We start from the raw sequence: 25,747 nt of genomic DNA, 5'->3' as shown, positions 1-25,747 counted from the left end.
TTGCGCAGGATATCGCGTTCTTCGCGCAGCTTCGCGTTTTCTTTTTCGAGCTGGCGGATTCGTTCAGAATCAGTCGCTGCTTGGGCTTTATCATGCACGGCTTTAATGCGGGCACGTTTGCCGGTGCCGTACTTCTTGACCCAAGCATGCAGCGAGGCACGGTTGATACCGAGCTCTGCTGATGCTGCGTTCAGCGAGAGGTCCTCATTGTTTTCATAGAGGGCCACAGCATCACGTTTGAACTGTTCGGAGTACCTGGACATGGTGGTAGATTACCTTTCTTCCCAACCCAACCGGGCTGGATATCAGGTGTCCACCAAAAAAGGGGGTCAGGTCCGGGAAAAGTGGGCCGGCTAGCTGAGCCAGCGGCAACGAACCAAGCTTGTGCAGCTATCTGCGTCGAAGATGCGGTGGATGCCGATTTTCTGTTCTACGTATTGCGCAATTCGTATGAGCAATTACGTTCTTTGGGGAGAGGCGGAAACCAAGACAACTTGAATCTTTCGTTGGTTCGCGATTTTCGTATACCCTGGCCAGCTGTTGAGATTCGTCAACGATTTGTTGCGCAGATGAATGAAGCGACTCGCATCCTAACTCTTCTTGAAAAAAGGAATGATGCGCTAGCTCTCTTAGGCAAGGGTCTTGAGCAAAGGTATTTTAGTGCTTCCTAGTGGATCGGTGAAGTGGTGAGTGGTGATGTGTCCTTAAGACAGAGTTTTTTGGCGGATCCGCTGTGTGCTGAAGAATGAGGAACTACCGATTAATTTCGGCGGCGATGTTAGGAATATTCTATATTTAAAAAGTATTTCTGAACGCGGGCATCAGATTCGTCTGGAATACTTTGGATTGTTTTGTTTTCGTTCAAGGCTGTCAATCGCGGATTTAGCTGCCCACGACTGAGCCCCGTTGTCTGTACCAGTTCTTTGCGCGTGAGCCCGTGCTCGGCGGCACGTAACGCTGCTAAGATTCTCTCGTCCTTCTCGGCTGCGGACAGGTATGCGCTGCGTTTGGCATGGTCGGCCAAGGAAGTTTCTGCAGTCTGAGCGGTATTGGCGGCTACGGTTTCGGTTGGGGTGTGGTCATCATCGGATGGGGCCCGGTAGGTGGTGCCTCGGCCGGAACCGGTGGCATCGGCAAGCCCGTATTGCACCAGCTGCTGGAGTTCGGCACGGGCATTAACGGAGTCCATGGGGAAGGCGCTTCGATAGATGCTATTGGTGATTTCTTCGCCGTGACGCATAGCGATGAGCGCGTGCTTTTGAGCCACGGAGAGGGCATCGGTGCCGGGGAGTTGCCCAAGCCAACGGAGGTCGGTATCGCTGAGGAGCGACGAAGACGTGAGGATAGCGGTGAACTTCGTAATCTGATCATCGAAGTGCGGGGCGGGAAGGAAAGCGTCCGCAAGGGCGGCCCGAGCTGCAGGAATGCCAGTAGCTTGAGCCTCGATAACGCGGTATCCATTGCTCGTCGTGAGGGAGGCGCACATGGAATAGAGGATCGCGTTACGGGCGCGAGGGGAGGTGTAACCGAGTTGATTTTTGGTGATGCCCCACAATCCGCCAGGACTTTCCACAATGAGCTTGGTGGGCTGCTTGATGAGCTGCGTATACATGCCGTAACTAGCAGCAGAAAGATCGCGGTGAACCAGGGCATTGGCGATGATCTCGCGAATGGCGACCGGAGGGAGCTCAGGTACATCGATCCCGTTGCCATCGCGGAAGGTCACTCCGACGCGTAGCTGCGCAGAGACCCATTCCATTGCCGAGTCAAGGAGGTCCGGTACGGGTCCCGTGAATTCGCGACGATCGGCGGGCCGTTGAGCGGTGTCGAGCTGAGGATTGATGGCGCGAGCTTTGACTACGAGGTTGGGTAGAAACTGCTGCGGCTGCTCGCCGAAGGCGTAGAGTGCAGCAGTCGTGACGAAACCAGTGTCTGGGTCAATAACGTTGGTGCGGATGTGGAGCGTGTGCTCATCGAGGTCGCGTAGTCGGCGAGAGTCGCGCTTCTTCGCGCTGAGGTATTGCTGGAGCAGGTCGTCTACCAAATCATGTTGAACCGTGGCTCCTTCGACTGGTGTGCGATCCGCATGTGGTTGCTGCCGCTCACCGACCAAAAAGAGCTCTTCCTGAGGTGACAAGTAGTAGTCACCGTCGCCGGAACGAATGTAGGCCTTGCCAAACTTACCAACTCGGAAGGGACGATGCTCTGAGGGCTGGGGAGGAACAATGGCAGCAACGACGGGTTTCCCCTCCACGATGGTCGCCTCGACTGCGCCGAGTTGCAGGGGCGGCGTGATTCGCTCGCGGGCCTTTGGAGCAAGGGCGGACTGCACAGCCTTCGGATCCCAGACTCCGGTGACATCAAATGCGCCGTCATTTTCAGCGACCCCGAGGATGAGCGTGCCGCCATCCGGCATATTGGCGAAGGCACAGAGAGTCTCGTCAATTGATTCAGGCATCTGGTGAGAGGCTTCTTTGGCCTCGACATTCCACGTATTGTTTTGCGTATCGCGGAGGAGCGCAATGAGTTCTGGGATGTCGATGATGCTCATGGGGAGCAGTGTACCCGAGTTCGATCGGAAATCGTACTGAAATATGATTGAAATGTGACTGAAATCTTGTGCTAGAAAATTCAGTACGAATTCAGTACCTTTGTAAATCGAGTTAGATGGTGAAATTGCTTTCGTTGCGCTGGAAAACACCATGATGGTTGTAACTAAGCAGTATGAGATGCGGGACTAGTAGAGAGGAACTCCAGCGTCATGGCGACGATGAGTGGTGGAACACCCCAATCCAGCAACTTTGGCGTCGTCGGCGTGGTGTGGCCGAACCTGCTTAACGACTGCCGATTGGTGGAGCGAAGTGCACTCACTAATCCGTGCGGTTCCCTGTTCCAAGCGCGCTTCGTGCTTGAATCGGTGGTGGGGCACGTGGCTACGGTCCTCGGTATTCCCAACACGGACCGCGTCATCGATGCCATGGTCCATCCGGATTTTGCGAGTCAGTTCCCAGATGATCTGCTGAAAAGATGCATGTCATCCGCAAAGCAGGTAACGCCTCTGCGCATGACTCCAAGCCCGTTCCACCGGAACAAGCGGAACGTATTGTCCGACATCTCTTCGATGTGCTTGTGCGGGTAGCAAAAAGGTTTAGTACGAAGCCCCTGCCGCCCGTCGCTCCTTTTGACGTTGCAATTTTGCGCGCAGCACCCAAGCAGGCGGCACAGTCGCGGCAGCAACTGCTCGCGTTACAGCGAGAACTGGATCGCCTGGCGGCAGAGTCGGATGGCTTCCGGTTGCAGCTCTCTGAAGCAGAAGCTGCTCAGCTGGCGTTAGAAAGAGAGCTAGCCGAGCAGGCGCGTGAGAAGGCCGCTGCGCAAGAGACTGCAGATGATGCGTTACGAGAAGCACGTGAGGCGCGAGAGCGTGTCAAGCACTTGGAAGCTGAGCTGCGCGAACGCTATCTAGAGCAGCAAGAAGCTGTTCGGGCATCTGAGGAAGCTAGCGCGGTTGACCTCCCGCCGCTCGCGCGTAGCGAAGCGGATACCCGTCGTGACATCATCGATCCGATGCTCGCAGATGCTGGTTTCAGTGTGGCGGGCGGGAACCTTACTGTCGAGTACCCGATTGAAGACCTTTACATTGACTACGTTGCGTGGGGCACAGATGGTCAACCCCTGGCTATTATCGAGGCGAAGAAGACGGAACGCAGCATCAACGATGGGCGCGTTCAAGCTGAGGACTATGCCGAGGCGTTGGGTCGCAAATTCGGTCGAGTCCCGCTGGTTTTCTATACGAATGGGCATGACGTGCGTTTCTGGGACCGGGACGCGGAACTGCCCGGTGGTTACTGTTACGAAGCGCGGCAGGTAGAGGAATACCCCACAGCGGCCGCCATGGAGGAGCTCATTCGGCGGCGCGGTAAGCGTCAGCCTCTGGAGACAACGGAGCTATCCGACATTGCGGCGCGGCCGTACCAACAGCAAATGCTGCGAGCCGTGAGCGAGCGCTTCGCGGCGGGGCATCGCAGGGCTCTGCTTGTTATGGCCACGGGTACCGGAAAAACGCGTGTATCCATCTCGTTGGTGAAGATGCTTATGGAGGCCGGTTGGGTGCGCAATGTGCTCTTCCTGGCTGACCGCAAGGCGTTGGTACGCCAGGCGCATTCGGCATTTGTGGAGCATTTGCCGGGCTCCAATCCTGTGAATCTGCTTGCCAACAAAGAGGCGACGGGTCAGGTGTACGTGAGCACCTACAACACCATGATTGACATGGTTGGGCCCACCGAGCGTTTCGGTTCTTTTGACTTCGATCTCATCGTGGTAGACGAGGCACACCGATCGATTTATCAGCGCTACCGGCGTCTCTTCGAATATTTCGATGCCGCGGTTGTGGGCCTTACCGCCACGCCACGTTCAAACGTGGATCACAATACGTACCGCTTTTTCGGGTGTGAGCCAGGTGCGCCGACCGGGTACTACGGCTTGGATAAAGCCATCGAAGATGGCTACCTTGTGGCGCCGAAGTTATTCCGGGGTGACAGCTTGTTCATGCGGCAAGGCGTGAAGTATTCGGAGCTCAGCTCGGAAGAACAGCTTGAATGGGATATGAAGGATTGGGGCTCAGACGAGTCAGGAGATCCTCTGGAGGCGCCAGGTGAGATCACGTCGGCGGAGATGAACCGGGTGCTCTATAACCTCGACACCATCCGACAGGTTCTCGCTCAGGTCATTGAGCGTCGAATCAAGGTTGGCGGAGCTGATCGCCTGGGTAAGACGATTATCTTTGCGCGTACGCAGCGTCACGCGGAGCTTATCGCCGAAGTCTTCAGGACGCTTTTGCCTCCAGCGGCAGGAACGCGCTGTGAAGTCATTACGCATGGAGTCAAGGACGCCGAGGGACTCATCGATCGGTTTAAAGACCCTGCGAGTGGGCTCGATGTCGCGGTGAGCGTGGACATGCTCGATACCGGTATCGATGTACCTGAAGTGCTCAACTTGGTCTTTTTCAAACCCGTCCATTCGCCGGTGAAATTCTGGCAGATGGTGGGGCGCGGCACACGACTATGTCCTGACCTCTTTGGTCCTGGCGCAGATAAGCAGGAGTTCTTCATCTTCGACTATTGCGACAACATCGATCAGTTCGAAGGAACAGAAGATTTCAGCTCAGCTACAGGCTCAAAGCAAACCTCAGTAGTTGAGCGGGGCTTCGCGAAGCGTATTTTGCAGCTTCAGTATCTCGAGGGAGAAGATCGGGCCGCAGTAGTGGAGAGCCTTCTTGCGGACCTCCGTTCGGTTCCGGAAGACAGCGTGCTCGTGCCTCCTGCCTCCAAACCATACTTAGCGAGGTATAAAGTCTCTGGTGCCTGGAATGGCATCCGAGGTGACGCAGCCAGCCTTGCCATTGATCACCTCGCGCATTTGCCCATGGCGCGTGCCGGTGAGGAAGAACAGGCGCGACGCTTCGACTTGTTGTTGTGGACTCTCGAACTTGGCTTGTTCGAACCAGACCCACGTCAAGTACCGAATTTTAAGAAACTGGCGGTGCTCGTTGAGGCCTTGCTCGATAAAACCACTATCCCTGCTGTCGCGCAGCAGGCCCCGCTGCTGGAGGAAATGTCTGCTCCGGATTGGTCAACGAACGCTACCTACGAGGAGCTCGAGCTTGCGCGTCGGGCCTTGCGTGGACTTATCAAGACGATTGACCGTGGTAAGCGAAAAGCAGTCATCACCGACTTCGAGGACGAGCTTGGCGGTCTCACGGCAGTAGAAGTGACCGCGACAGGCGGTACGGAAATCGAGGCTTCTGTCGTGGAGGAACGCCTACGCCAAGCCCTCGAGGCGGAAGCTGCGACCAACCTGTCCTTGCGTAAATTGCGGTCGGGCAAGCCTATTAATACGTACGATGTTGATGAGCTTGAGCGTCTGGTGGCAGAGTGCCACGTTGAAGGCGCTGAACAGCTACGTGAATCTCATGTCGAGGAATCGATCGGACGCTTCTTGCGCGGAATCGTGGGGATGGATGAGCCGACCGTGCGCGCTGAATTTGATGCCATTCTTGCAGATACCACGCTGAATTCTGTGCAGATTCAATTCGTGGATCTGCTGGTGGGTTACATTGCGCGCAATGGTGTTCTTGAGACAGCAGAGCTAACGCGGCCACCGTTTGATGAATATGGCAACGTGGTTGACATTTTCTCGGACAATACGGTGCGCGCCATCGGGCAGGGAATCCGCCAGCTGACGCTGAGCGCGGATGCAGCTTCGTAAGCGACAACAGTCGATGCGCGTCGGCGATACTGTCTTACTGCGTTAGCCACAACGCGGTTCGGGAGTGTCAATCTCGTATGGGATACTCGCAGTATGGCAGCAAAGTCATCGATGTCGTATCCCAAAAGGCTGCATCTGGCCAGCCTGGCCTTGGCAGACGGCGCCTCTCGTGAGGAACTAGGACTTGGCGCTACGTGGCGGATTGTCGACGAAGCGCGCGTTCTGGGGACAGGGGAGGAGGGCTTCATTCGTGCGAGTGCCGCGCTGCTGGAGTTTCGTGCACATCGTCATGCCGGCGTCCACGTGCGGCGCGACGGCGCAGAACCAGACGTGGTGTGGCTGCGCGTGGGCCCGACGCTCTCGCCGTGCCGCATTCTGCATGTGGAGCGCGCCCCGCGACGGACTGTCCTCGTCTATGGGACGCTGCCCGGGCACGTTGAATGTGGCGAAGAGGCGTTCCTCATCGAGCATCGCGCCGATGGCAGCGTCGTAGGCAGGTGCGTCGCGTTTTCCCGCCCCGATCGCTGGTTCGCGCGGCTGGCTCCGCACCTCGCGGCCGCCGCGCAGAACCTCGTTACCCGGCGCTATCTAGCGGGGATGGGGCGCTAGCTCACACGCGAATCCACTCGCGGTCGATGGCGTCGAGCTCCCACGCTTCGGCCTCCGTGCGCACGACGTTGCGCGCCAAGGGGATTTGGTGCGAGGCAGACTCGAGGATGTGCATGAAGTAGCCCGCGGTGTTCGGAATAGCGAGGGTATCTCCCACGGCGATGCCGTCTGGAAAATCCAGGGCACGCCGCAGGATGACTTCGTCTTCGATGCAGTAGGCGCCCACCAGGAACCCGGTGCGGGGCGCGCGCTCGACCTCTCCGGCTGTGGGGACGAGGAAGGGATCGAGGAGGAGGTCATCGGCGGCCGTGCGGCATTGCGTGCGGTTCATCGCGAGGCCGATGAGGGGTAGCCCGTCCGAGCGCTCTTTGAGGAAGGACACCTCTGCGAGAATCATTCCGCACCCATCGAGCAGGCTGCGTCCCGGCTCGAGGTGAAGCGCGATGGAGTGTTCGCGCAGCGCGGTCGCAGCGGTGCCGTAGCCGGAAACCTTGCCCTTGAGCAACTGGGTGAACCACTCGCCGCGCGTGGGCGTTTGCCAGAACGGATACGTGTTGGTGAGCGGATCATTTTTCCACGTAAAGGGTTCGCCCGTTCCCGCGCGCTGGCGTTCGATGCGGTCGCGGTACTGCTCCCATTGTGTCTCGTGGAGGAGATAGCTCATGGGAACGCCTCCGCCGATGTCGATGAAGCTCGCGGGATGACCGGCCGCGCGCAGCGCCTCCACGAGCGTGATGGCCTCGGCGAGAGCGAGACGGCGGTCGGATTCGGCGTACCCGTGGAGATGAACATGGACGCCGACTGCCTCGACGGTGTCAGGCCAGTCGATGCTGCGCCAGACGTCGAGCCGTTCGCCGAAGCGCGTTGGCGGCAATACGGTGGGATCCGGTGCCAAGCGGGGAGCGATGCGCGCTGGGGTACCGAGGGCGGCGATACGTGCCAGCTCGTCGCGGCTATCGCAGGAGATCACCACGCCGGCTTTCACCGCCGTGCGCAACAGCCGCTCATCCTTGATGGCCGCGCTGAGAATGACATCTTTCGGTGGGACGCCAACGGCGAGGACCTGGCGCAGTTCGTTGAGGCTCGCCACATCGACGCCGTGGCCAGCAGCCCGCGCCGCGCCGACGAAGGCGAGCGCTTTGTTGGCCTTGCGCGCAAAGAAAACACGGGTGTCGACGCCGAGTGCTGTCCCCGCGTCGACGAGTTCGGCAGCATTCCGCGCCAAAGGCCGGGGATCAAGAACGTTGACGGGCGAGCCGTGCTTTTCGATAAGTGCCCGAACGGCGTGCGGATCTGCGATAAGTTCCTGCATCCACGGCTCGAGACGGGGCGCGAGCGGCACCGTTCCGTGGACGGCGAGCGGACGCGGCGGCTCCGTGGGCTGACCTGGCTTCTGCGACGACGAGGCTGTCATGGGTGTCCTACTTTCTCCGCCCACTGCGGGATATCTGAATGCACGGTGCGATTGAGCGAGTCATGCCCCGGAAGCTCACGCTCGTTCATGCGCCCGATGGTGACGACTCCAGGCACGTCTTGGAACGGCGCGGGTTGGCCCTGCGGCGCAATCGTGGCGTCGATGAGTACGTCTATGTGCGGGCCATGCCCCTCGAGCCACGCGTCGATGACATCAGGGCGGCCCAGGTAGGTGGTGTCGACAATCCTAGAGTCGATGAGGGAAAGCACCGCGTCAGCCGTCACCGGCGGCGGTCCGAACGCCACACGCTCAAGCGTCCGCGCGAGTTCGACGAAGCCAGGAATCGGACCGGCCTGCGCATGCGTGTCGACGAATTCTTGGAACAATCCCCGAAACGCGGCGCCGACGGCAGCAGCCGGAGTCAGTGCGTGCTCGCCACGCGCCACGGCCAGGGAAGTCCGAAACTCGGCCACGGCATCACCCGTGAAATCCTCGCCAACGAGCACCTCGGCGAGTGATTCTTCTGAGAAATCTCGCAGTGACTGAGCCGCGTTGACGAGAACTTCCCGCACCGCATCCGCGTCCCGTGCCGCGCGGGCCTGCGCATGGAGGGCCGGAGAAAACGTCGGTGCAGGACGCGCAGGATCCGGCTTGACCTCCATGAAGCGGCCGCTGCGGCTTACCGGATAAATCGTCTCCGCAGTGTCTCCGTAGCGTAGGCAGACATCGATGAAGGTGAGGGCCGCACCGCGGACGCCGATCAGGCGCGGCTGCGACGGAACGGTGGCGCCCCAATACAGCCCCGTGACGGGAACCCGGCTGCGCTGGTGCGTGAGCGCACCGGGATGGTCATGCGCATGGCCGGTGCACTGAAGAACATGATCGAAAGTCTCGCCGTCGACCGCGAATCCGGCGTCCGTGCGGTGTACTGAGGCCACGCGGCGAGCGATATGGTGCACGGAGCTGTCCGGAGGAAAGCGTCGCACAGCGTCGTTCCAACAATCGATGAGGTACTCGCCAACCACGGCGCGCGGCGGGAACGGGTCGAGGTCCAGGTCACCGTGGCGAGCGCGCCAGGCGTCCAACGTGTCACGCTGAGTGGTGACGATGGAGGAGGTGACGTTGAGCCGCCAACATCGGGGTTGATCAGGGCGATAGACGGCCCCGGCTCCCGCTGGATAGGGATCAAAGACAGTGATGTCGACGGGCACCGAGGTGTGCTCACTGAGTTCCTCTACGGCCCAGAGGCCACGCGGTCCGCCGCCAATGATGGCGATCTTGAGCGGCGGAGTCATTCGGATCCCCAGTCGTCTACTCCGCGCGCGAGGTCGGCCGCAGAGATGTCGAAGCGTTCGGTGACCCAGGCATCGTTGTAGATGGTGTCGAGGTAAGGCTGGCCGCCGTCATGGAGCACCATCGCCACCGTGGAACCAGAGGGCAGCTCTGCTGCACGCTCGAGCAAAGCGGCCACGACGGCTCCGCTCGAGGCGCCGGCGAGGACGCCCTCACAGCGTGCCAAACGACGTGCGCCGATGATCGCCTCGAGGTCAGGAACACGCGCGATAAGAGAAGGCTCAAAACTTTGGGAAAGTTCCGTGACCACACCAGCGCCGTAGCCGGGAAGGAGGCGGGTACCGCGCGCGCCGCCGTAGAGAACTGATCCTTCCGCGTCGACGCCGATGGTTTCTGTGTCCGCGCCGAGCTCGGTGAGTTTGCGCACGCAGCCGCCGAGCGTGCCGGTCGTGCTCATCGCGACCAGGAGATGGCTGGGCGGCGCACCGAGCTGCTCGATGATCTCGGCCATGGTGCCCTCGGAATGCGCGTGGAATGCAGCCTGATTGGCGTACTGATTGAGATTAAAAGCATCTGGAATCTCCTGCAGGAGCTCCTGCACGCGCGACCGGCGTGCGGTGAGCCAATCACCGTTGTCAGGATCAGGGTGCTCGAGCATGTCCACGCGAGCTCCGTAGGCTTCCATTGTGGCCACCGTGGAGCGATTGACGCGTGGATCGACGACACAGACGAAGTGCATGCCAGCCAGATGCGCCTGGCGTGCCAGGGCCATTCCGAGATTGCCGGAGGAGGACTCGATGAGCGTGGATCCTGCGCGAATTTCGCCGGCGTCGAGAGCTGCTTCGATAAGGGCCTGAGCGGTGCGGTCTTTGGCAGAGCCGCCGAGGTTGAATTGCTCGAGTTTCGCGAAGACGCGGATATCGTCGCGGGGATTGATGCGGTCGAGCCGCATGAGGGGAGTGCTGCCGATGGGCGGTTGCGCTGACGAGTAGACGCGAGAAAAGGTCATATTTCAACGGTACTGGTCATCGTCTCCGCGTGCAGAGATTGTCAGCCTGTTCCTGCGCGAAGAAGAATAAATTGCGACGGTGCCGCCGTCGACGCGACGCCGTGCCCTATGTCGCAACTCGTGTCGAAATACTAACCCAGGGGCAGGATATTGTCGATGCAGTACCAGATTCCCTGCGGATTGGAGATAGGCATTGCGCTGAGTGCGAAAGCTTGGCTGGCAGCGGAGCCCGTGTACGTCGCTGCGATGGGATACTGACCGGGCCTGGGCGGTAGTCCTGTCTAACGGATTTCCTGGTAAGCGTCCAAGGCGGCCTGCCGCGACTCCTTGAGGTCCACGATGGGCGGCGGGCTAAGCGGCGGTGCCCACTGGCGCACGTAGGTGCCGTCGGGGTCGAACTTGCTGGCCTGCAACTGCGGGTTGAAGATGCGGAAGAAGGGCGAGGCGTCGTCACCGCAGCCGGCAACCCATTGCCAGTTGAAGGGGTTGGAGGCGGGATCGGCGTCGACTAGCGTGTCCCAAAACCACTCCTCGCCGTGACGCCAGTGGATGCCGAGGTTCTTCGTCAGGAACGAGCCAACGACCATGCGCACGCGGTTGTGCATGTAGCCGGTCTGCCAGAGCTCGCGCATGCCGGCGTCGACAAGCGGGATGCCCGTTTCGCCCGTGCGCCAGGCTTGTAGCTCCGGCAGGGGATGCGGGCGCGAGTCTTTTCCGGAGGTGTCGATTCCGCCGCCGTCCCAGTACCAATCGAAGTTGCGGAACTTCTCCCGCACAGGCTCTGTTGCGAGGTCGGGGACGTGGTAGAGGCGGTGCCAGGCGAAGTCGCGCCAGAGCAGCTCAGAGTGAAAGCTCGAGGCGTCTGTCGGCAGGGCACTTGCAAATTGCCAGACTTCCCGCGCGGAAACCTCGCCCCAACGCAGGTGGGGTGAAAGTCGAGAGGTTGCGGGGCGAGCGGGGAAGTCGCGGCCTTTGTCGTAGTCAGAGAGATCAAGCGATGCGAGTCTGTCGCGGGCGGCTTTTTCGCCGGGCGTCCAGTATTCCGCCAAAGACGCGGCTCAGCCGGGCGAGGGGAGCTCCTCCCAGGCGATAGCACCGGGGCCGTGGAGGTCTGGGACCCCGAGTGCCGGCTGCATGGTGTCTTGCAGAACGGCACGGGCAGCGCGTGCAAAAGCGCTGTAGACCTTAAAGGGTTTAACGGCGTGTGGCTCTACCAGGCAATGGGCAGCAAACGAGTGGGCCTCAAGGCCTTGAGCGAGGAGGGTGTCTTTGGCGGTGGCGTCGATTGTCGGTAGATGATAGCGCCGGTTCCAGCACACCGCCGAGACCTTGTGGGTGGCGGCGAAGGCAGGAAGGACCGAGCGCGCGTCGCCGTATAGCCTGTACAACGGCACGTTATAGGAAGCAAGGTTAGCTGCTAGACGGGAAAGAGAACGCTCCCTCCACCATGCAGTCGCGCTGCCCAGTGGGCGGCTGCCCGGGTATGCGGGCTCATCTAAGACGCAGGTGATCACCTCGCCGCGGGAAGCCGCCCACGTGAGCGCGGGGTTGTCGTGCAGGCGTAGATCATCGCGAATCCAATACAGAGTGGTCATGGTGGCAAGCTTAAGTGAAGGCTGCGATTTGGTTTTTGAGCAGCGCGGAAGTAAAGTACCCAACGAAGTTTGAACAGACGAGAAGTCTGACCAAGTTTCACCGAAGACCGTCGGTCATCCGGAAACGGATCGAAGGTTCCCAACTCAATGGGGCGGCCCACGCAGGAGACACTTTGCGATTAATCGCGGCATTTTCTTATGCCGCGCGCCCTGTGCTCTTGCACGGGGCATTTTTTATTGAAGATGTCTCGACGGAAATTTACAGAGATGTTTCGAAAGGAGGCGAAGTAGAACATGGCAAACCCGAAGAACACCGCAGATCTCGCGGAGCTCAAGGAGAAGCTCGCTGGCGCTGAGTCCATCGTGCTGACCGAGTACCGCGGCCTGACCGTTTCCCAGCTCCAGGAGCTGCGTAACAACCTCGGCTTTGACGTTGAGTACTCCGTCGCCAAGAACACCCTCTTCAAGATCGCCGCTAACGAGGCTGGCATCGAAGGTCTTGACGACAAGCTGACTGGCCCGACCGCTATTGCGTTCATCAAGGGCGAGGCAGTGGATGCCGCTAAGGTCATCAAGAAGTTCGCTGATGACAACAAGGCATTCGTCGTTAAGGGCGGCTACATGGATGGCAACGCTCTGTCCGCAGAGCAGGTTGCTGCCATTGCCGAGCTGGACAACCGCGAGACCACTCTCGCGAAGCTGGCTGGCGCTATGAAGGGTTCTATGGCAAAGGCTGCGGCCGTATTCAACGCTCCTGCAACCAAGATGGTCCGCACCGCTGCGGCCCTGCAGGACAAGAAGGCTGCCGAAGCTTAAAGTCGCCGCATAAGGCGCACAAATTAAAACACCACAATCTGGGTCAGAAACTGGCCCAAAAGAAAGGATGGCCATCATGGCTAAGCTCACCAAGGACGAGCTCATTGAAGCTTTCAAGGAAATGACCCTCATCGAGCTCTCTGAGTTCGTTAAGGAATTCGAAGAGGTCTTCGACGTTGAGGCTGCTGCTCCGGTTGCAGTTGCAGCTGCAGGCGCACCGGCTGCTGGTGGCGCTGCTGAGGAAGAGAAGACCGAGTTCGACGTCGTTCTGACCGACGCTGGCGCAAAGAAGATCGGCGTCATCAAGGCTGTTCGCGAGATCGTTTCCGGCCTGGGCCTGAAGGAAGCTAAGGAGCTCGTTGAGGGCGCACCTAAGGCTATCCTCGAGGGCGCTTCCAAGGACGACGCTGAGGCTGCAAAGGCTAAGCTCGAAGAGGCTGGCGCTTCCGTCGAGCTCAAGTAATTTAGCTTGCTACGACCCCGTTTCCCTTTTGGGAGGCGGGGTTGTTCCCGTTTTAGGAGGCTTTGCACTTTACCCATCCAGACCCGCGCGCGAATTCCAAAGCAGGCGACCACGGCCTGTAGAATAAGCCACCATGCTGCCCAAATCCCGTATCTTTTCCGTCCTGTTGCTCGGCCTCGGCGTTGCGTTGATCGCCGCCGGACTCGCGGCACCGAGGTTCCTCGACTTCGAACCGCGCCTGCCGCTGGACCTCGAGAAGACCACGTGGACGCTCACCGATGACTCTGCCAAGTCGCAAGTGGTCACCGGAGAGGGGACCAGCGCCTACGAAGGGCCCATGACCTATCAGCTCAACATGGAAATGCAGGACCCTTCAGACGATGAGAAGGTCACTGTCCGCATCGGCGAGTCCGCCATGCGCGGGGACAGCGGCGAGCTCGCAGACTTGAGCATGGCCCGGGTGTGGAGCTACCCCATGGATCGCTTAAGCGGGCAGGCGCTTGACGACGCCACCCTTACGCACACCCTCGGCAGCCCCACGGCGAAGGTCACGGTGGACGGCAACTGGATGAAGTTCCCAGCCTCGACTGAGCAGACGACCTACCCAGTCTTCGACCCGTGCTTGCGCAAGGCGGCCGACGCCGTCTTTGAAGAGGAGATGGACATCGACGGCCGTACTGTATATCGCTTTCACCAAGAAGTAGAGCCAACTAATCTCGCAACTCTGTACCCAGGGCAGACCACGACCATTTTCCGCAACGAGGACGACTCCACTGAGCAGGGCTACCTGTTTCACAAGGCGACACGCGACTTCTACGTGGATCAAGCGACCGGCTTGGTGGTAGGAATGGACGTGGCCATCGATGACTATTGGGGCGACCGCACTGGTGCGGGCCGCGAGACCCAGTTCATGTTCGAGGGCAAGACTTCCGAAGAGGATCGCTCAGCATTCCTAGCGGAGGCCGCAAAGTTCCCGAAGCCGGCAGTCGGTAATGCTGTCCGCTGGGGCAGCTTGGGCCTTGGAGCGCTCTTGGCACTGATCGGTCTGATTGGATCGCTGGGTGCTTTCTCGCGTCGCCGCGGGTAACGACACGCAAAATTCAGCCTTTACATGGTGAGAGTTTTCATATAAGCTATATCGTTGCGCTGGAATCTGGATCTTCAGTGCACATTTAGCCTTTCAAGTAGGTGATGGCAAAACCGACTTGACAAGGTGATTTTGTGCTTTCTGAACCCAGAAATTCCACAGCAGACCGAATGCTAAAATTACCAGCGGTTTTGCACCTCGTCGGCCAGGGCGAGGAGGCAATCCGCGTGAGGTGCTGGAAGGACCCATCTTGGCAGTCTCCCGCCAGACCAAGTCAGTGGCCAATATCCCTGGAGCCCCGAAGCGATACTCGTTCGCCAAAATCAGCGAGCCGATCGCCGTCCCGGGCCTCCTTGATCTACAACTCGATTCCTTCGCATGGCTGATCGGCACGCCTGAGTGGCGTGAACGTGAGCAAGCCGAGCGCGGTCCAGAGGCTCGCGTCACCAGCGGCCTTGAGGACATCCTTGAGGAACTCTCTCCGATTCAGGACTACTCGGGCAATATGTCCCTGTCCCTGTCGGAGCCTCGCTTCGAGCCGGTGAAGAACACCGTCGACGAGTGCAAGGAAAAGGACATTAACTACTCCGCGCCGCTGTACGTGACCGCAGAGTTCATCAACAACGACACCCAGGAGATTAAGTCTCAGACCGTCTTCATCGGCGACTTCCCGATGATGACCGACAAGGGTACGTTCATCGTCAACGGCACCGAGCGTGTTGTCGTTTCCCAGCTGGTTCGCTCCCCGGGCGTCTACTTCGATCAGACCATCGATAAGTCCACCGAGCGTCCGTTGCACTCCGTGAAGGTCATTCCTTCCCGCGGTGCATGGCTGGAATTCGACGTCGACAAGCGCGACACCGTCGGCGTTCGTATCGACCGTAAACGCCGCCAGCCGGTGACCGTTCTGCTCAAGGCCCTTGGTTGGTCCGAGCAGCAGATCAAGGATCGCTTCGGCTTCTCTGAGCTCATGATGTCCACCCTCGAGTCCGACGGCGTTGCAAACACCGACGAGGCTCTGCTGGAGATCTACCGCAAGCAGCGCCCAGGCGAGCAGCCGACCCGCGAGCTCGCTCAGTCCCTGCTGGACAACTCCTTCTTCCGCGCAAAGCGCTACGACCTCGCAAAGGTGGGCCGCTACAAGGTCAACCGCAAGCTGGGTCTCGGCGGCGACCACGACGGTCTCATGACCCTCACCGAAGAAGACATCGCTGTCACCCTCGAGTACCTGGTTCGCCTCCACGTCGGCGAGCGCGAGATGATCGCACCTAACGGTGAGACCATCGCGATCCACACTGACGATATCGACCACTTCGGTAACCGTCGTCTGCGTACCGTGGGCGAGCTCATCCAGAACCAGATCCGCGTTGGTCTGTCCCGTATGGAGCGCGTTGTGCGTGAGCGCATGACCACCCAGGATGCTGAGTCCATCACCCCGACCTCGCTGATTAACGTGCGTCCGGTTTCTGCCGCCATTCGCGAGTTCTTTGGTACCTCGCAGCTGTCCCAGTTCATGGACCACAACAACTCCCTGTCTGGTCTGACCCACAAGCGCCGCCTGTCCGCACTGGGCCCAGGCGGTCTGTCCCGTGAGCGCGCCGGCATTGAGGTCCGAGACGTTCACGCTTCTCACTACGGCCGTATGTGCCCGATTGAGACTCCTGAGGGTCCGAACATTGGTCTGATCGGCTCCCTGGCTTCCTACGCTCGCGTGAACGCCTTTGGCTTCATCGAGACCCCGTACCGCAAGGTTGTTGACGGCAAGGTCACCGACCAGGTCGAGTACCTCACCGCGGATGAGGAAGACAAGTTCGCTATTGCACAGGCTGAGCTCGAGAAAGATGCTGATGGCACCATCATCGGCGAGCGTATCGAGGTCCGTTTGAAGGACGGCGACATCGGAGTTACCGACGCTTCCGGCGTCGATTACGTTGACGTTTCCCCGCGCCAGATGGTTTCCGTGGCAACCGCCATGATTCCGTTCTTGGAGCACGACGATGCTAACCGTGCGCTGATGGGTGCGAACATGCAGCGCCAGGCTGTGCCGCTGGTTCGTTCCGAGGCACCTTTTGTTGGTACCGGTATGGAGCAGCGCGCGGCTTACGACGCCGGCGACCTCATCATCACCCCGAAGGCTGGTGTTGTAGAAAATGTCACCGCAGACCTCATCACCATCATGGATGACGAGGGCCAGCGCGACACCTACATGCTGCGTAAGTTCGAGCGCACCAACCAGGGCACCAACTACAACCAGACCCCGCTTGTTGAGCTTGGTCAGCGCGTCGAGGCCGGCCAGGTTCTGGCTGACGGCCCAGGTACCCACAACGGTGAGATGTCCCTCGGCCGTAACCTGCTGGTTGCGTTTATGCCGTGGGAGGGCCACAACTATGAGGATGCAATCATCCTGAACCAGCGCATCGTGGAAGAGGATATCTTGACCTCCATCCACATCGAGGAACATGAGATCGATGCCCGCGATACCAAGCTGGGCCCCGAGGAAATTACCCGCGAGATCCCGAACGTCTCTGACGATGTTCTGCGCGACCTGGATGAGCGAGGCATCGTTCGCATCGGTGCTGACGTTCGCGCAGGCGACATCCTCGTCGGTAAGGTCACCCCGAAGGGTGAGACCGAACTGACCCCGGAGGAGCGCTTGCTGCGCGCCATCTTCGGTGAGAAGGCTCGCGAGGTTCGCGATACCTCCATGAAGGTTCCTCACGGTGAGAACGGCAAGGTCATCGGCGTTGCGCGCTTCTCTCGCGAAGACGACGACGATCTGGCACCGGGCGTCAACGAGATGATCCGCGTTTACGTCGCTCAGAAGCGCAAGATCCAGGACGGCGACAAGCTCGCTGGCCGCCACGGTAACAAGGGCGTCGTGGGCAAGATCCTGCCTCCAGAGGACATGCCATTTATGGCTGACGGCACCCCAGTTGACGTCATCCTGAACACCCACGGTGTTCCGCGTCGTATGAACATCGGCCAGGTTCTCGAGGTGCACCTCGGCTGGCTGGCACACGCCGGCTGGAAGGTCGACGTTGATGATCCAAAGAACGCTGAGTTGCTCAAGACCCTGCCGGAAGAGCTTTACGACGTCCCGGCTGGTTCCCTGACCGCAACCCCAGTGTTCGACGGTGCTTCCAACGAAGAGATTGGTCGCCTGCTGGCATCCTCTCGCCCGAACCGCGACGGCGACGTCATGGTTGACGAGCACGGTAAGGCACAGCTTTTCGACGGCCGCTCTGGTGAGCCATACAAGTACCCGGTTTCCGTCGGCTACATGTACATGCTTAAGCTGCACCACCTGGTTGACGAGAAGATTCACGCTCGCTCCACTGGTCCTTATTCCATGATTACCCAGCAGCCGCTGGGCGGTAAGGCACAGTTTGGTGGCCAGCGCTTCGGTGAGATGGAGGTGTGGGCAATGCAGGCATACGGCGCTGCCTACACCCTGCAGGAGCTCCTGACCATCAAGTCCGACGACGTCGTCGGCCGTGTCAAGGTCTACGAGGCAATCGTGAAGGGCGACAACATCCCGGATCCAGGCATCCCGGAGTCCTTCAAGGTTCTCCTCAAGGAGCTGCAGTCGCTGTGTCTGAACGTGGAGGTCCTCTCCACCGACGGCACCCCGATGGAGCTGTCTGGCTCTGACGATGACGACATGGATAGTCCATCGCTGGGCATTAACCTGTCTCGCGACGAGCGTTCTGACGCTGACATCGCCTAAGACTCAAGAGCCAAGAGACTAAAGCTTTCTGGTCCGCCGTCCGATGGGGCGGCGGGCACACCGCATAAAGATTTTTAAAAGCCATCAACGTTCCCTGCACTATTCGTGGGGATGAAAGGGAGACATTACGTGTTTGACGTAAATCTCTTCGACGAGCTCCGCATCGGTCTGGCCACTGCCGATGACATTCGCCGTTGGTCCAAGGGCGAGGTTAAGAAGCCTGAGACCATCAACTACCGCACCCTGAAGCCGGAAAAGGACGGCCTGTTCTGCGAGCGCATCTTCGGCCCAACCCGTGACTGGGAGTGCGCTTGCGGTAAGTACAAGCGCGTTCGCTACAAGGGCATCATCTGTGAGCGCTGCGGCGTCGAGGTCACCAAGTCCAAGGTTCGCCGTGAGCGCATGGGCCACATCGAGCTGGCTGCCCCGGTAACCCACATCTGGTACTTCAAGGGCGTTCCTTCCCGCCTGGGTTACCTTCTGGACCTTGCTCCGAAGGACCTGGAGCGCATCATCTACTTCGCTGCCAACATCATCACCTCTGTTGATGAAGAGGCTCGCCACAACGACCAGTCCACCCTGGAAGCAGAGATGCTTCTGGAGAAGAAGGACGTTGAGGATGACACCGAGGCAGAGATCGCAGAGCGCGCTGCAAAGCTCGAGCAGGATCTGGCTGAGCTGGAGGCTGCTGGCGCAAAGGCTGACGCACGCCGCAAGGTCCAGAACGCTGCAGACAAGGAGATGCAGCACATCCGCGAGCGCGGCGAGCGCGAGGTCGCACGCCTGGATGAAATCTGGAACACCTTCCTGAAGCTGGCTCCGAAGCAGATGATCATCGACGAGACCATCTACGAAGAACTCGTCGACCGCTACGAGGATTACTTCACCGGCGGCATGGGTGCCGAGGCTATCCAGACCCTCATCCGCAGCTTCGATCTCGAGGCTGAGGCTGAAGAGCTCAAGGAAATCATCAACAATGGCAAGGGCCAGAAGAAGATGCGCGCGCTGAAGCGCCTGAAGGTCGTTGCAGCCTTCCTACGCTCCGGTAACGATCCGGCTGGCATGGTCCTGGATGCAATTCCGGTTATCCCGCCAGAGCTGCGCCCGATGGTTCAGCTGGACGGTGGCCGCTTTGCTACCTCCGACCTGAACGACCTCTACCGCCGCGTTATCAACCGCAACAACCGCCTCAAGCGCATGATCGATCTCGGTGCTCCTGAGATCATCGTGAACAACGAGAAGCGCATGCTGCAGGAGTCTGTTGACGCCCTCTTCGACAACGGCCGTCGCGGCCGTCCGGTCACCGGACCGGGCAACCGCCCGCTGAAGTCCCTGTCTGACTTGCTCAAGGGTAAGCAGGGTCGTTTCCGTCAGAACCTGCTGGGTAAGCGTGTTGACTACTCTGGCCGTTCCGTTATTATCGTCGGTCCGCAGCTGAAGCTCCACGAGTGTGGTTTGCCGAAGCTTATGGCTCTCGAGCTGTTCAAGCCATTCGTCATGAAGCGTCTGGTGGAAAATGACTACGCACAGAACATCAAGTCCGCTAAGCGCATGGTTGAGCGCCAGCGCCCTGAGGTGTGGGACGTTCTGGAAGAGGCTATTTCCGAGCACCCGGTGATGCTGAACCGTGCACCTACCCTGCACCGTCTGGGTATCCAGGCATTCGAGCCGAAGCTCGTTGAGGGTAAGGCAATTCAGCTGCACCCGCTGGCTTGTGAGGCGTTCAACGCTGACTTCGACGGCGACCAGATGGCAGTTCACCTGCCGCTGTCCGCCGAGGCTCAGGCAGAGGCTCGTGTCCTCATGCTCGCTTCCAACAACATTCTTTCCCCGGCATCCGGTAAGCCACTGGCTATGCCGCGTCTGGACATGGTTACCGGTCTTTACTACCTGACCATGGACAAGGCGGAGAGCGAGATCGGCGGCGAGGGTCGCTACACCGAGGCCACCGAGAACGGTCCGGCTACCGGCGTTTACTCCTCCTACGCTGAGGCAATCATGGCTCGCGACCGCGGCGTTCTAGGCCTGCAGGCCCCGATCAAGGTCCGCATCTCCCACCTGCGTCCGCCGGCAGAAGTTGAGGCTGAGCAGTTCCCTGATGGTTGGCAGAAGGGCCAGGCATGGATGGCTGAGACCACCCTTGGCCGCATCATGTTCAACGACTTGCTGCCTTGGAACTACCCGTACCTCGAGGGCGTCATGGTCCGTAAGGGCGGCGCTAAGAACTCCGTACTGCTCGGTGACGTCATTAATGACCTCGCTGCTAAGTACCCGATGATCACCGTTGCCCAGGTTCTGGACAAGATGAAGGATGCCGGTTTCTACTGGGCAACCCGCTCGGGCGTGACCATCACCATGGACGACGTTCTGGTCCTTCCGAACAAGACCGAGGTTCTCGAGTCTTACGAGAAGGAAGCACAGCGCATCGAGCGCAAGTACTGGGAGCAGGGTGCGCTTACCGAGCGTGAGCGTTACGACCGCCTGGTTGAGCTCTGGAAGGACGCTACCGACACCGTTGGTAAGGCAGTCGAGGATCTCTACCCGGATGACAACCCGATTCCGATGATCGTTAAGTCTGGTGCAGCAGGTAACATGCGTCAGATCTGGACCCTGGCCGGCATGAAGGGCATGGTCGTGAACTCCAAGGGTGACTACATCACCCGTCCGATTAAGACCTCCTTCCGTGAGGGTCTGTCGGTCTTGGAGTACTTCAACAACTCGCACGGTTCCCGTAAGGGCCTGGCCGATACCGCACTGCGTACCGCGGACTCCGGCTACCTCACCCGTCGTCTCGTCGACGTGGCACAGGACGTCATCGTCCGCGAAGAGGATTGTGGCACCCGCCAGGGCGTCCGCGTTCCGCTGGGCGAGCTGGTTAACGGCACCCCGGTATTCGATGAGCTGTGGGAGACCTCCGCTTCTGGTCGTGTTGTCGCTTCTGACGTCAAGGCTGAGGACGGCACCGTTGTTGCTGAGGCTGGCACCGACCTGACTGAGGAGCTCACCGCCGAGATCCTGCGCGCTGGTGTTACCGAGATTAAGGTTCGCTCCGTGCTGACCTGCCAGACCCCAGCCGGCGTTTGTGCGAAGTGCTACGGCAAGTCCATGGCCTCCGGCAAGCTCGTCGACATCGGCGAGGCAGTCGGCATTGTGGCTGCGCAGTCCATTGGTGAGCCGGGTACCCAGCTGACCATGCGTACGTTCCACCAGGGTGGTGTCGGTGGCGATATTACCGGTGGCCTGCCGCGTGTTCAGGAGCTCTTCGAGGCTCGTAACCCGAAGAACCGTGCGCCGATCGCTTCCGTTGACGGCACCGTGTCCCTGTCTGATGAGGGCAACTTCTGGACCCTGACCATCACTCCGGATGATGGTTCTGACAATGTGGTCTACGAGAAGCTGTCGAAGCGTCAGGGCCTGGCCCAGGTACGCCGCCCGATGGAGTCCAACCCGGATGCAATGATCGAGCGCTCCCTCCGTGATGGCGACCACGTCACCACTGGTGAGCGTCTGATGCGTGGTGCTGCGGACCCGCACGACGTGCTTGAGGTTCTCGGCCGCCGTGGTGTTGAGAAGCACCTCATCGACGAGGTTCAGGCTGTTTACCGTGCACAGGGTGTTGCTATCCACGATAAGCACATCGAGATCATCATCCGCCAGATGCTGCGTCGCGGTACCGTCATTGACTCCGGCTCCACCGACTACCTGCCGGGCGTTCTGGTTGACCTCTCCGAGGCCAAGCAGATCAACGCCGCACAGGTTGCCGAGGGCGGCGAGCCAGCTCAGCTGCGCTCCGAGATCATGGGTATCACCAAGGCATCGCTGGCTACCGAGTCCTGGCTGTCCGCGGCCTCCTTCCAGGAGACCACGCGCGTGCTTACCGACGCCGCTATCAACAAGCGCTCCGATCAGCTCATTGGTCTGAAGGAGAACGTCATCATCGGTAAGCTGATCCCGGCTGGTACCGGTATCTCGCGTTACCGCAACATCTCCGTTAAGCCGACTGAGGCCGCACGCAACGCTGCGTACTCTATCCCGACTTACGGCGATTCCATCTACGGCGACGATGGCTTCGGTGAGTTCACCGGCGCATCCGTCCCGTTGGATGAGGACTTCACCTTCTAGGTAAAAGCGAGGTCAGCAACGTCGTAGTTTCTGACCCAACAAAAAGCGTGTCTGGGCCCCAGACACGCTTTTTCTATGCGAAAACGACGAAGCTAACAGAGGGTGCGTATCTTTCTAAGAATAAACTTAAGCTGTTTTGCCACGTATACGAGCTAGGTGGAAAACCAAGGTGCACTGACTAGGCAGATCCCCCCTCTTTCGGAATGTAGAAACTGTTAGTCATTGATAGTGATAACAGTATTAAATGGTGATAGCGGTTGCGCTACCCAGCGATATTCGATAGCGTTTCAGGTTGGGGACAGTGCGGACTCAGTTAAAACTAAGCTTCCCGTACGTCCAGTTGCAGATTATAGGGTGAGAACCTGTTCTCTGATGTTTCTAAATTTTCATAAGGAAGGCGTTTCATGAATATGAAAAGCTTTAGCGGCGTGACTCGCCGTCGCGGCACTTCCATCGCTGCCGCTGCTCTCTCTGTGGCTCTCGTGGCTCCATTTGTCCATCCAGTTGTGAATCCGGCTGCTACGCCGGTTGCTGTTGCTCAGGACGCAGCACCTGCGCAGGATCGCAGTGTTGATCCGCGAGGCACTTCGGAAGCGACTGCTATTAAAGCGGATGGTACCTGGGGTCAAAAGCGGGGGTACCAGGGTACGGTCTATTTGGATCGCGACTCAGGGCCGGAAGCGCAGAATGAACCTGACGAGGCTATGCCTGGTGTCAAGGTTTTCTTGCAGTACATCAATGGCAAGGGCCAAGTTTCGCCCATCTACTACACCACCTCAGATTCTGAAGGCAAGTTTGTCTTCGACTTGTCTAATCCTCCAAAAGACGGCCTGGGTAACCCTATTGAATTCCAGTTGGCGGGGGATGGAGCGTTTCAAGTCCGCACGTGGGCAGAAAATCCAGACCCGGACAAGTACACCTTGGCGGCCGGCGGCGACATGTACAGCGGTCGCTTCCATGATCGTCTGACTCGTAAATGGGAGAGCTGGGATTTCGCGGCTGGCATTAATCGCATTGTGGGGGCAAAGGTTGTTTTCCAAGAGCGTCCGAACGTAGACAACTGGCTTGCGAAGCCTGAGGCGGACTGGACTGAAGCTCCGACTACCGATAAAAAGTGGCCCGAAGGTGGAAATTATGGCACGGCTCGTGGCAGTGTCTGGTGGGAGAATAATGAGTCCATGGGCTCCCTGGCAAACCAATACTTCAAGGGTTCTTCAGACCGAGCTGCTACCGGTGTCAAAGTCGTCGGATCTTATGTTAACGATGAGGTAGCACGTCAGTTTGACAAGTGGAAGGACGACCACAAGAACTACACTCGTGAACAGTTCCGTGTTGCCCAAGGGGAAATCGTTGAGAAATACCAAGCTGAGCACGGTACAGGCTCCCATGTCGCAGAGTCTCGCGTAGCTTACGTAAAAGACGACGGTTCTTTCTACCTTCCATTTGCTGGTTTGTATGGCATTGGCCGCTACAACAAGGGCGGCCGAACCACTGACGAAGAATGGGGCAAGCTCGTCTCCAAAGAAGACGAAGCGCACGGAAACCTAATGCAGTGGAACGGCACCGTAGGCCAGCGTCACCGCCACATCAACACGGAGTATATGTACTTGTATCCGGTAGTCGGTGATAATCGCGACCTATGGATGGGTAATTACCAGGACAACATGTTCCAGCCCCCGCATGGCGGAAACCTCGGTATTGAGCTCGCGTCAGCGAACATTTCTGTCCAGCACTTCGCGTTGCTGACTCCGCGCCCAAATCATGACGTCTTCAACTTCGACAATGCTTCTCACACCGCAGCTCCTGGTGATACCGCCAAGTCGAAGACTGCCGGTCTGGTTCCTAACCAGACGTATGCTATTCAGTGGTTTGCGGACGGTAAGCCAATTGATAAGACGGTTTGCACTGTTCAAGCTGACGAGCTAGGTGCGTTGAAGTCCTGTGACTTCACGGTCCCGAAGAATCTCTCCAAGCCGACTGTGTACTCTTCTCAGGTATTCGCTGCCGATGCTTCGGGCAATCCCACGGGCACGCTGCTTCTGGCGGATTTTTTCCTAGCCGACCCGACCGTCGTTCGTTACGACGACACCACAGGCACAGCCAAGGAAAAAGACCTTGAAGCCAAGCCGTCTTTTGACAACCCGAACACTGACGTTGTCGAAGAAAAGCCGCAAGGTGCAACCTTCGAGTTCGCGGATCCTGCTGTTGCTGAAAAACTGGGCTTGAAGATCGATCCTTCGACAGGCGTAGTTACATGGCCTGCGGGTAAACAGGTTGAAGGTAAAAACGAGGTGCTCGTAAAGGCCACATGGACCCCTGCTGAGGGTGCTCAACCAGTATCGCGTGAGGTTCCTGTGAAGTTTGATCTGAAGGCACCAGGTTCGAAGGATAGTGAATCTTTCGATCCTAAGTACAAGGATGGCTCTGGTAAGCCGGGCGATGATGTGACGGTTCCAGCTCCGACCTTTACTGGCAAGGACGGTAATGCGACCGAGGCTCCGAAGGACACTAAGTTTGCTCCGGGTGCGGATGCTCCGGTTGGTGTAACGGTTGATGAGACCACTGGTAAGATCACTGTTCCGATTCCGAAGGATGCCGAGCCGGGTTCCAAGATCACTGTTCCGGTTGAGGTTACTTATCCGGATAATTCTAAGGAGACCGTTGAGGTAACTGTCACCGTTGAGAAGCCGGATGCTCCTGTTGAGGCGGACAAGGATAAGTTCGATCCTAAGTACAAGGATGGTTCTGGTAAGCCGGGCGATAATGTGACGGTTCCTGCTCCGACCTTTACTGACAAGGAAGGTAAGGAGACCGAGGCACCGAAGGATACTAAGTTCGCTCCGGGTGCAGGCGCTCCGGTTGGTGTAACGGTTGATGAGACCACTGGTAAGATCACTGTTCCGATTCCGAAGGATGCCGAGCCGGGTTCCAAGATCACTGTTCCGGTTGAGGTTACTTATCCGGATAATTCTAAGGAGACCGTTGAGGTAAGTGTCACCGTCGTAGTCGACGTTAATATTGATGCAATCCCGGATACCAAGGTTCAGCGCGGTGAAAAGGTGTCTATTCCGGTCAAGTCGACTGACGGTTCTGAGGTGTCTGTAACTGGTCTTCCTGACTTCCTGAAGTACAACCCGGAGACCAAGGCCATTGAGGGTACTGTTCCTGCGGATGCTGATCTGACCTCTTATGATGTTGAGGTGAAGGCGTCCTTGAACGGTAAGGATGCCACGGATGAATTCAAGCTCACCGTGACTGAGCGCATGATTGCAGATCCGGATACCGATGGTGACGGAATCCCAGATTCTAAGGATCCGGATATCGATGGTGACGGTGTCAATAACT

The 25,747-nt window shown here is 58.8% G+C and carries 17 protein-coding genes; 10 read left to right on the top strand and 7 right to left on the bottom strand.

The genetic code is table 11. The features are described 5' to 3' along the window. Positions 1–263: IS3 family transposase (locus HMPREF3148_RS10565; protein ID WP_070509110.1), on the bottom strand; the 263-nt coding region annotated here is incomplete at its 3' end. Positions 264–344: 81 nt separating this feature from the next. Between HMPREF3148_RS10565 and HMPREF3148_RS14270 the strand changes: the two genes are divergently transcribed. Next, positions 345–671 (top strand): restriction endonuclease subunit S, encoded by a 327-nt coding sequence (locus HMPREF3148_RS14270; protein ID WP_168163010.1) that lies wholly within the window; start codon positions 345–347, stop codon positions 669–671. Positions 672–778: 107 nt separating this feature from the next. Here the strand turns inward: HMPREF3148_RS14270 and HMPREF3148_RS10560 are convergent, their stop codons facing one another. After that, positions 779–2,551 carry an RNA-binding domain-containing protein gene (locus HMPREF3148_RS10560; RefSeq protein ID WP_070509108.1) on the bottom strand — a complete coding sequence of 591 codons (1,773 nt, stop codon included), beginning with the start codon at positions 2,549–2,551 and terminating at the stop codon, positions 779–781. 210 nt (positions 2,552–2,761) lie between these two features. On the opposite strand from HMPREF3148_RS10560, the gene HMPREF3148_RS13730 reads away from it, so the two are divergent. The 3 genes from HMPREF3148_RS13730 (at position 2,762) to HMPREF3148_RS10545 (ending at position 6,876) form a co-directional block, all read left to right on the top strand. Further along, positions 2,762–3,139, top strand: a complete 378-nt coding sequence (locus tag HMPREF3148_RS13730) for a hypothetical protein (protein ID WP_070509106.1) — start codon at positions 2,762–2,764, stop codon at positions 3,137–3,139. Between the two features lie 56 nt (positions 3,140–3,195). After that, a complete protein-coding gene (locus HMPREF3148_RS10550) occupies positions 3,196–6,267 on the top strand; it encodes a type I restriction endonuclease subunit R (protein WP_168163009.1) in 3,072 nt (1,023 codons plus the stop codon). 93 nt (positions 6,268–6,360) lie between these two features. Further along, the gene (locus HMPREF3148_RS10545) at positions 6,361–6,876 is read left to right on the top strand and encodes a DUF1990 domain-containing protein (RefSeq protein ID WP_236592672.1); all 516 of its coding nucleotides are present in this window, start codon (positions 6,361–6,363) and stop codon (positions 6,874–6,876) included. 1 nt (position 6,877) lies between these two features. Here the strand turns inward: HMPREF3148_RS10545 and HMPREF3148_RS10540 are convergent, their stop codons facing one another. From HMPREF3148_RS10540 to HMPREF3148_RS14260, 5 genes are all read right to left on the bottom strand, one after another. Then, complete coding sequence (locus HMPREF3148_RS10540; protein ID WP_049145277.1) at positions 6,878–8,290, bottom strand: type III PLP-dependent enzyme domain-containing protein; 1,413 nt, start codon at positions 8,288–8,290, stop codon at positions 6,878–6,880. Beyond that, positions 8,287–9,585, bottom strand: a complete 1,299-nt coding sequence (locus HMPREF3148_RS10535) for an FAD/NAD(P)-binding protein (protein WP_049064204.1) — start codon at positions 9,583–9,585, stop codon at positions 8,287–8,289. The genes HMPREF3148_RS10540 and HMPREF3148_RS10535 overlap by 4 nt, the downstream gene beginning before the upstream one ends. After that, the gene (locus HMPREF3148_RS10530; protein ID WP_049064202.1) at positions 9,582–10,592 is read right to left on the bottom strand and encodes a pyridoxal-phosphate dependent enzyme; all 1,011 of its coding nucleotides are present in this window, start codon (positions 10,590–10,592) and stop codon (positions 9,582–9,584) included. The genes HMPREF3148_RS10535 and HMPREF3148_RS10530 overlap by 4 nt, the downstream gene beginning before the upstream one ends. Before the next feature lie 281 nt (positions 10,593–10,873). Further along, positions 10,874–11,641, bottom strand: coding sequence for a cryptochrome/photolyase family protein (locus HMPREF3148_RS14265; RefSeq protein WP_272706996.1), 768 nt, complete (start codon positions 11,639–11,641; stop codon positions 10,874–10,876). A 9-nt stretch (positions 11,642–11,650) separates the two neighbouring features. Then, on the bottom strand, positions 11,651–12,187 hold the full coding sequence (locus tag HMPREF3148_RS14260; RefSeq protein WP_322090680.1) for a deoxyribodipyrimidine photo-lyase: 537 nt from the start codon (positions 12,185–12,187) through the stop codon (positions 11,651–11,653). A gap of 294 nt (positions 12,188–12,481) precedes the next feature. Here HMPREF3148_RS14260 and rplJ point away from each other — a divergent pair, with 294 nt between their 5' ends. The 6 genes from rplJ to HMPREF3148_RS10495 form a co-directional block, all read left to right on the top strand. Further along, a complete protein-coding gene (rplJ, locus tag HMPREF3148_RS10520; RefSeq protein ID WP_049151616.1) occupies positions 12,482–13,003 on the top strand; it encodes a 50S ribosomal protein L10 in 522 nt (173 codons plus the stop codon). Positions 13,004–13,079: 76 nt separating this feature from the next. Beyond that, on the top strand, positions 13,080–13,466 hold the full coding sequence (gene rplL, locus HMPREF3148_RS10515) for a 50S ribosomal protein L7/L12 (protein WP_034656606.1): 387 nt from the start codon (positions 13,080–13,082) through the stop codon (positions 13,464–13,466). 133 nt (positions 13,467–13,599) lie between these two features. Next, positions 13,600–14,553, top strand: a complete 954-nt coding sequence (locus HMPREF3148_RS10510) for a cell envelope lipid trafficking protein PgfA (RefSeq protein WP_049151615.1) — start codon at positions 13,600–13,602, stop codon at positions 14,551–14,553. A gap of 232 nt (positions 14,554–14,785) precedes the next feature. Beyond that, entirely contained in the window at positions 14,786–18,280 is a 3,495-nt protein-coding gene (locus HMPREF3148_RS10505; protein WP_049160916.1) for a DNA-directed RNA polymerase subunit beta, read from the top strand. A gap of 129 nt (positions 18,281–18,409) precedes the next feature. Then, positions 18,410–22,402 carry a DNA-directed RNA polymerase subunit beta' gene (locus tag HMPREF3148_RS10500; RefSeq protein ID WP_070509102.1) on the top strand — a complete coding sequence of 1,331 codons (3,993 nt, stop codon included), beginning with the start codon at positions 18,410–18,412 and terminating at the stop codon, positions 22,400–22,402. A 404-nt stretch (positions 22,403–22,806) separates the two neighbouring features. Then, on the top strand, positions 22,807–25,747 hold a 2,941-nt coding region (locus HMPREF3148_RS10495; protein ID WP_210383005.1), incomplete at its 3' end, for a YPDG domain-containing protein.

Source organism: Corynebacterium sp. HMSC05D08 (genome assembly GCF_001807215.1).
Taxonomy (GTDB): Bacteria; Actinomycetota; Actinomycetes; order Mycobacteriales; family Mycobacteriaceae; genus Corynebacterium; species Corynebacterium striatum.
Note: the sequence above shows the minus strand (reverse complement) of the source record. Positions and strands in the feature narration are given on the sequence as shown.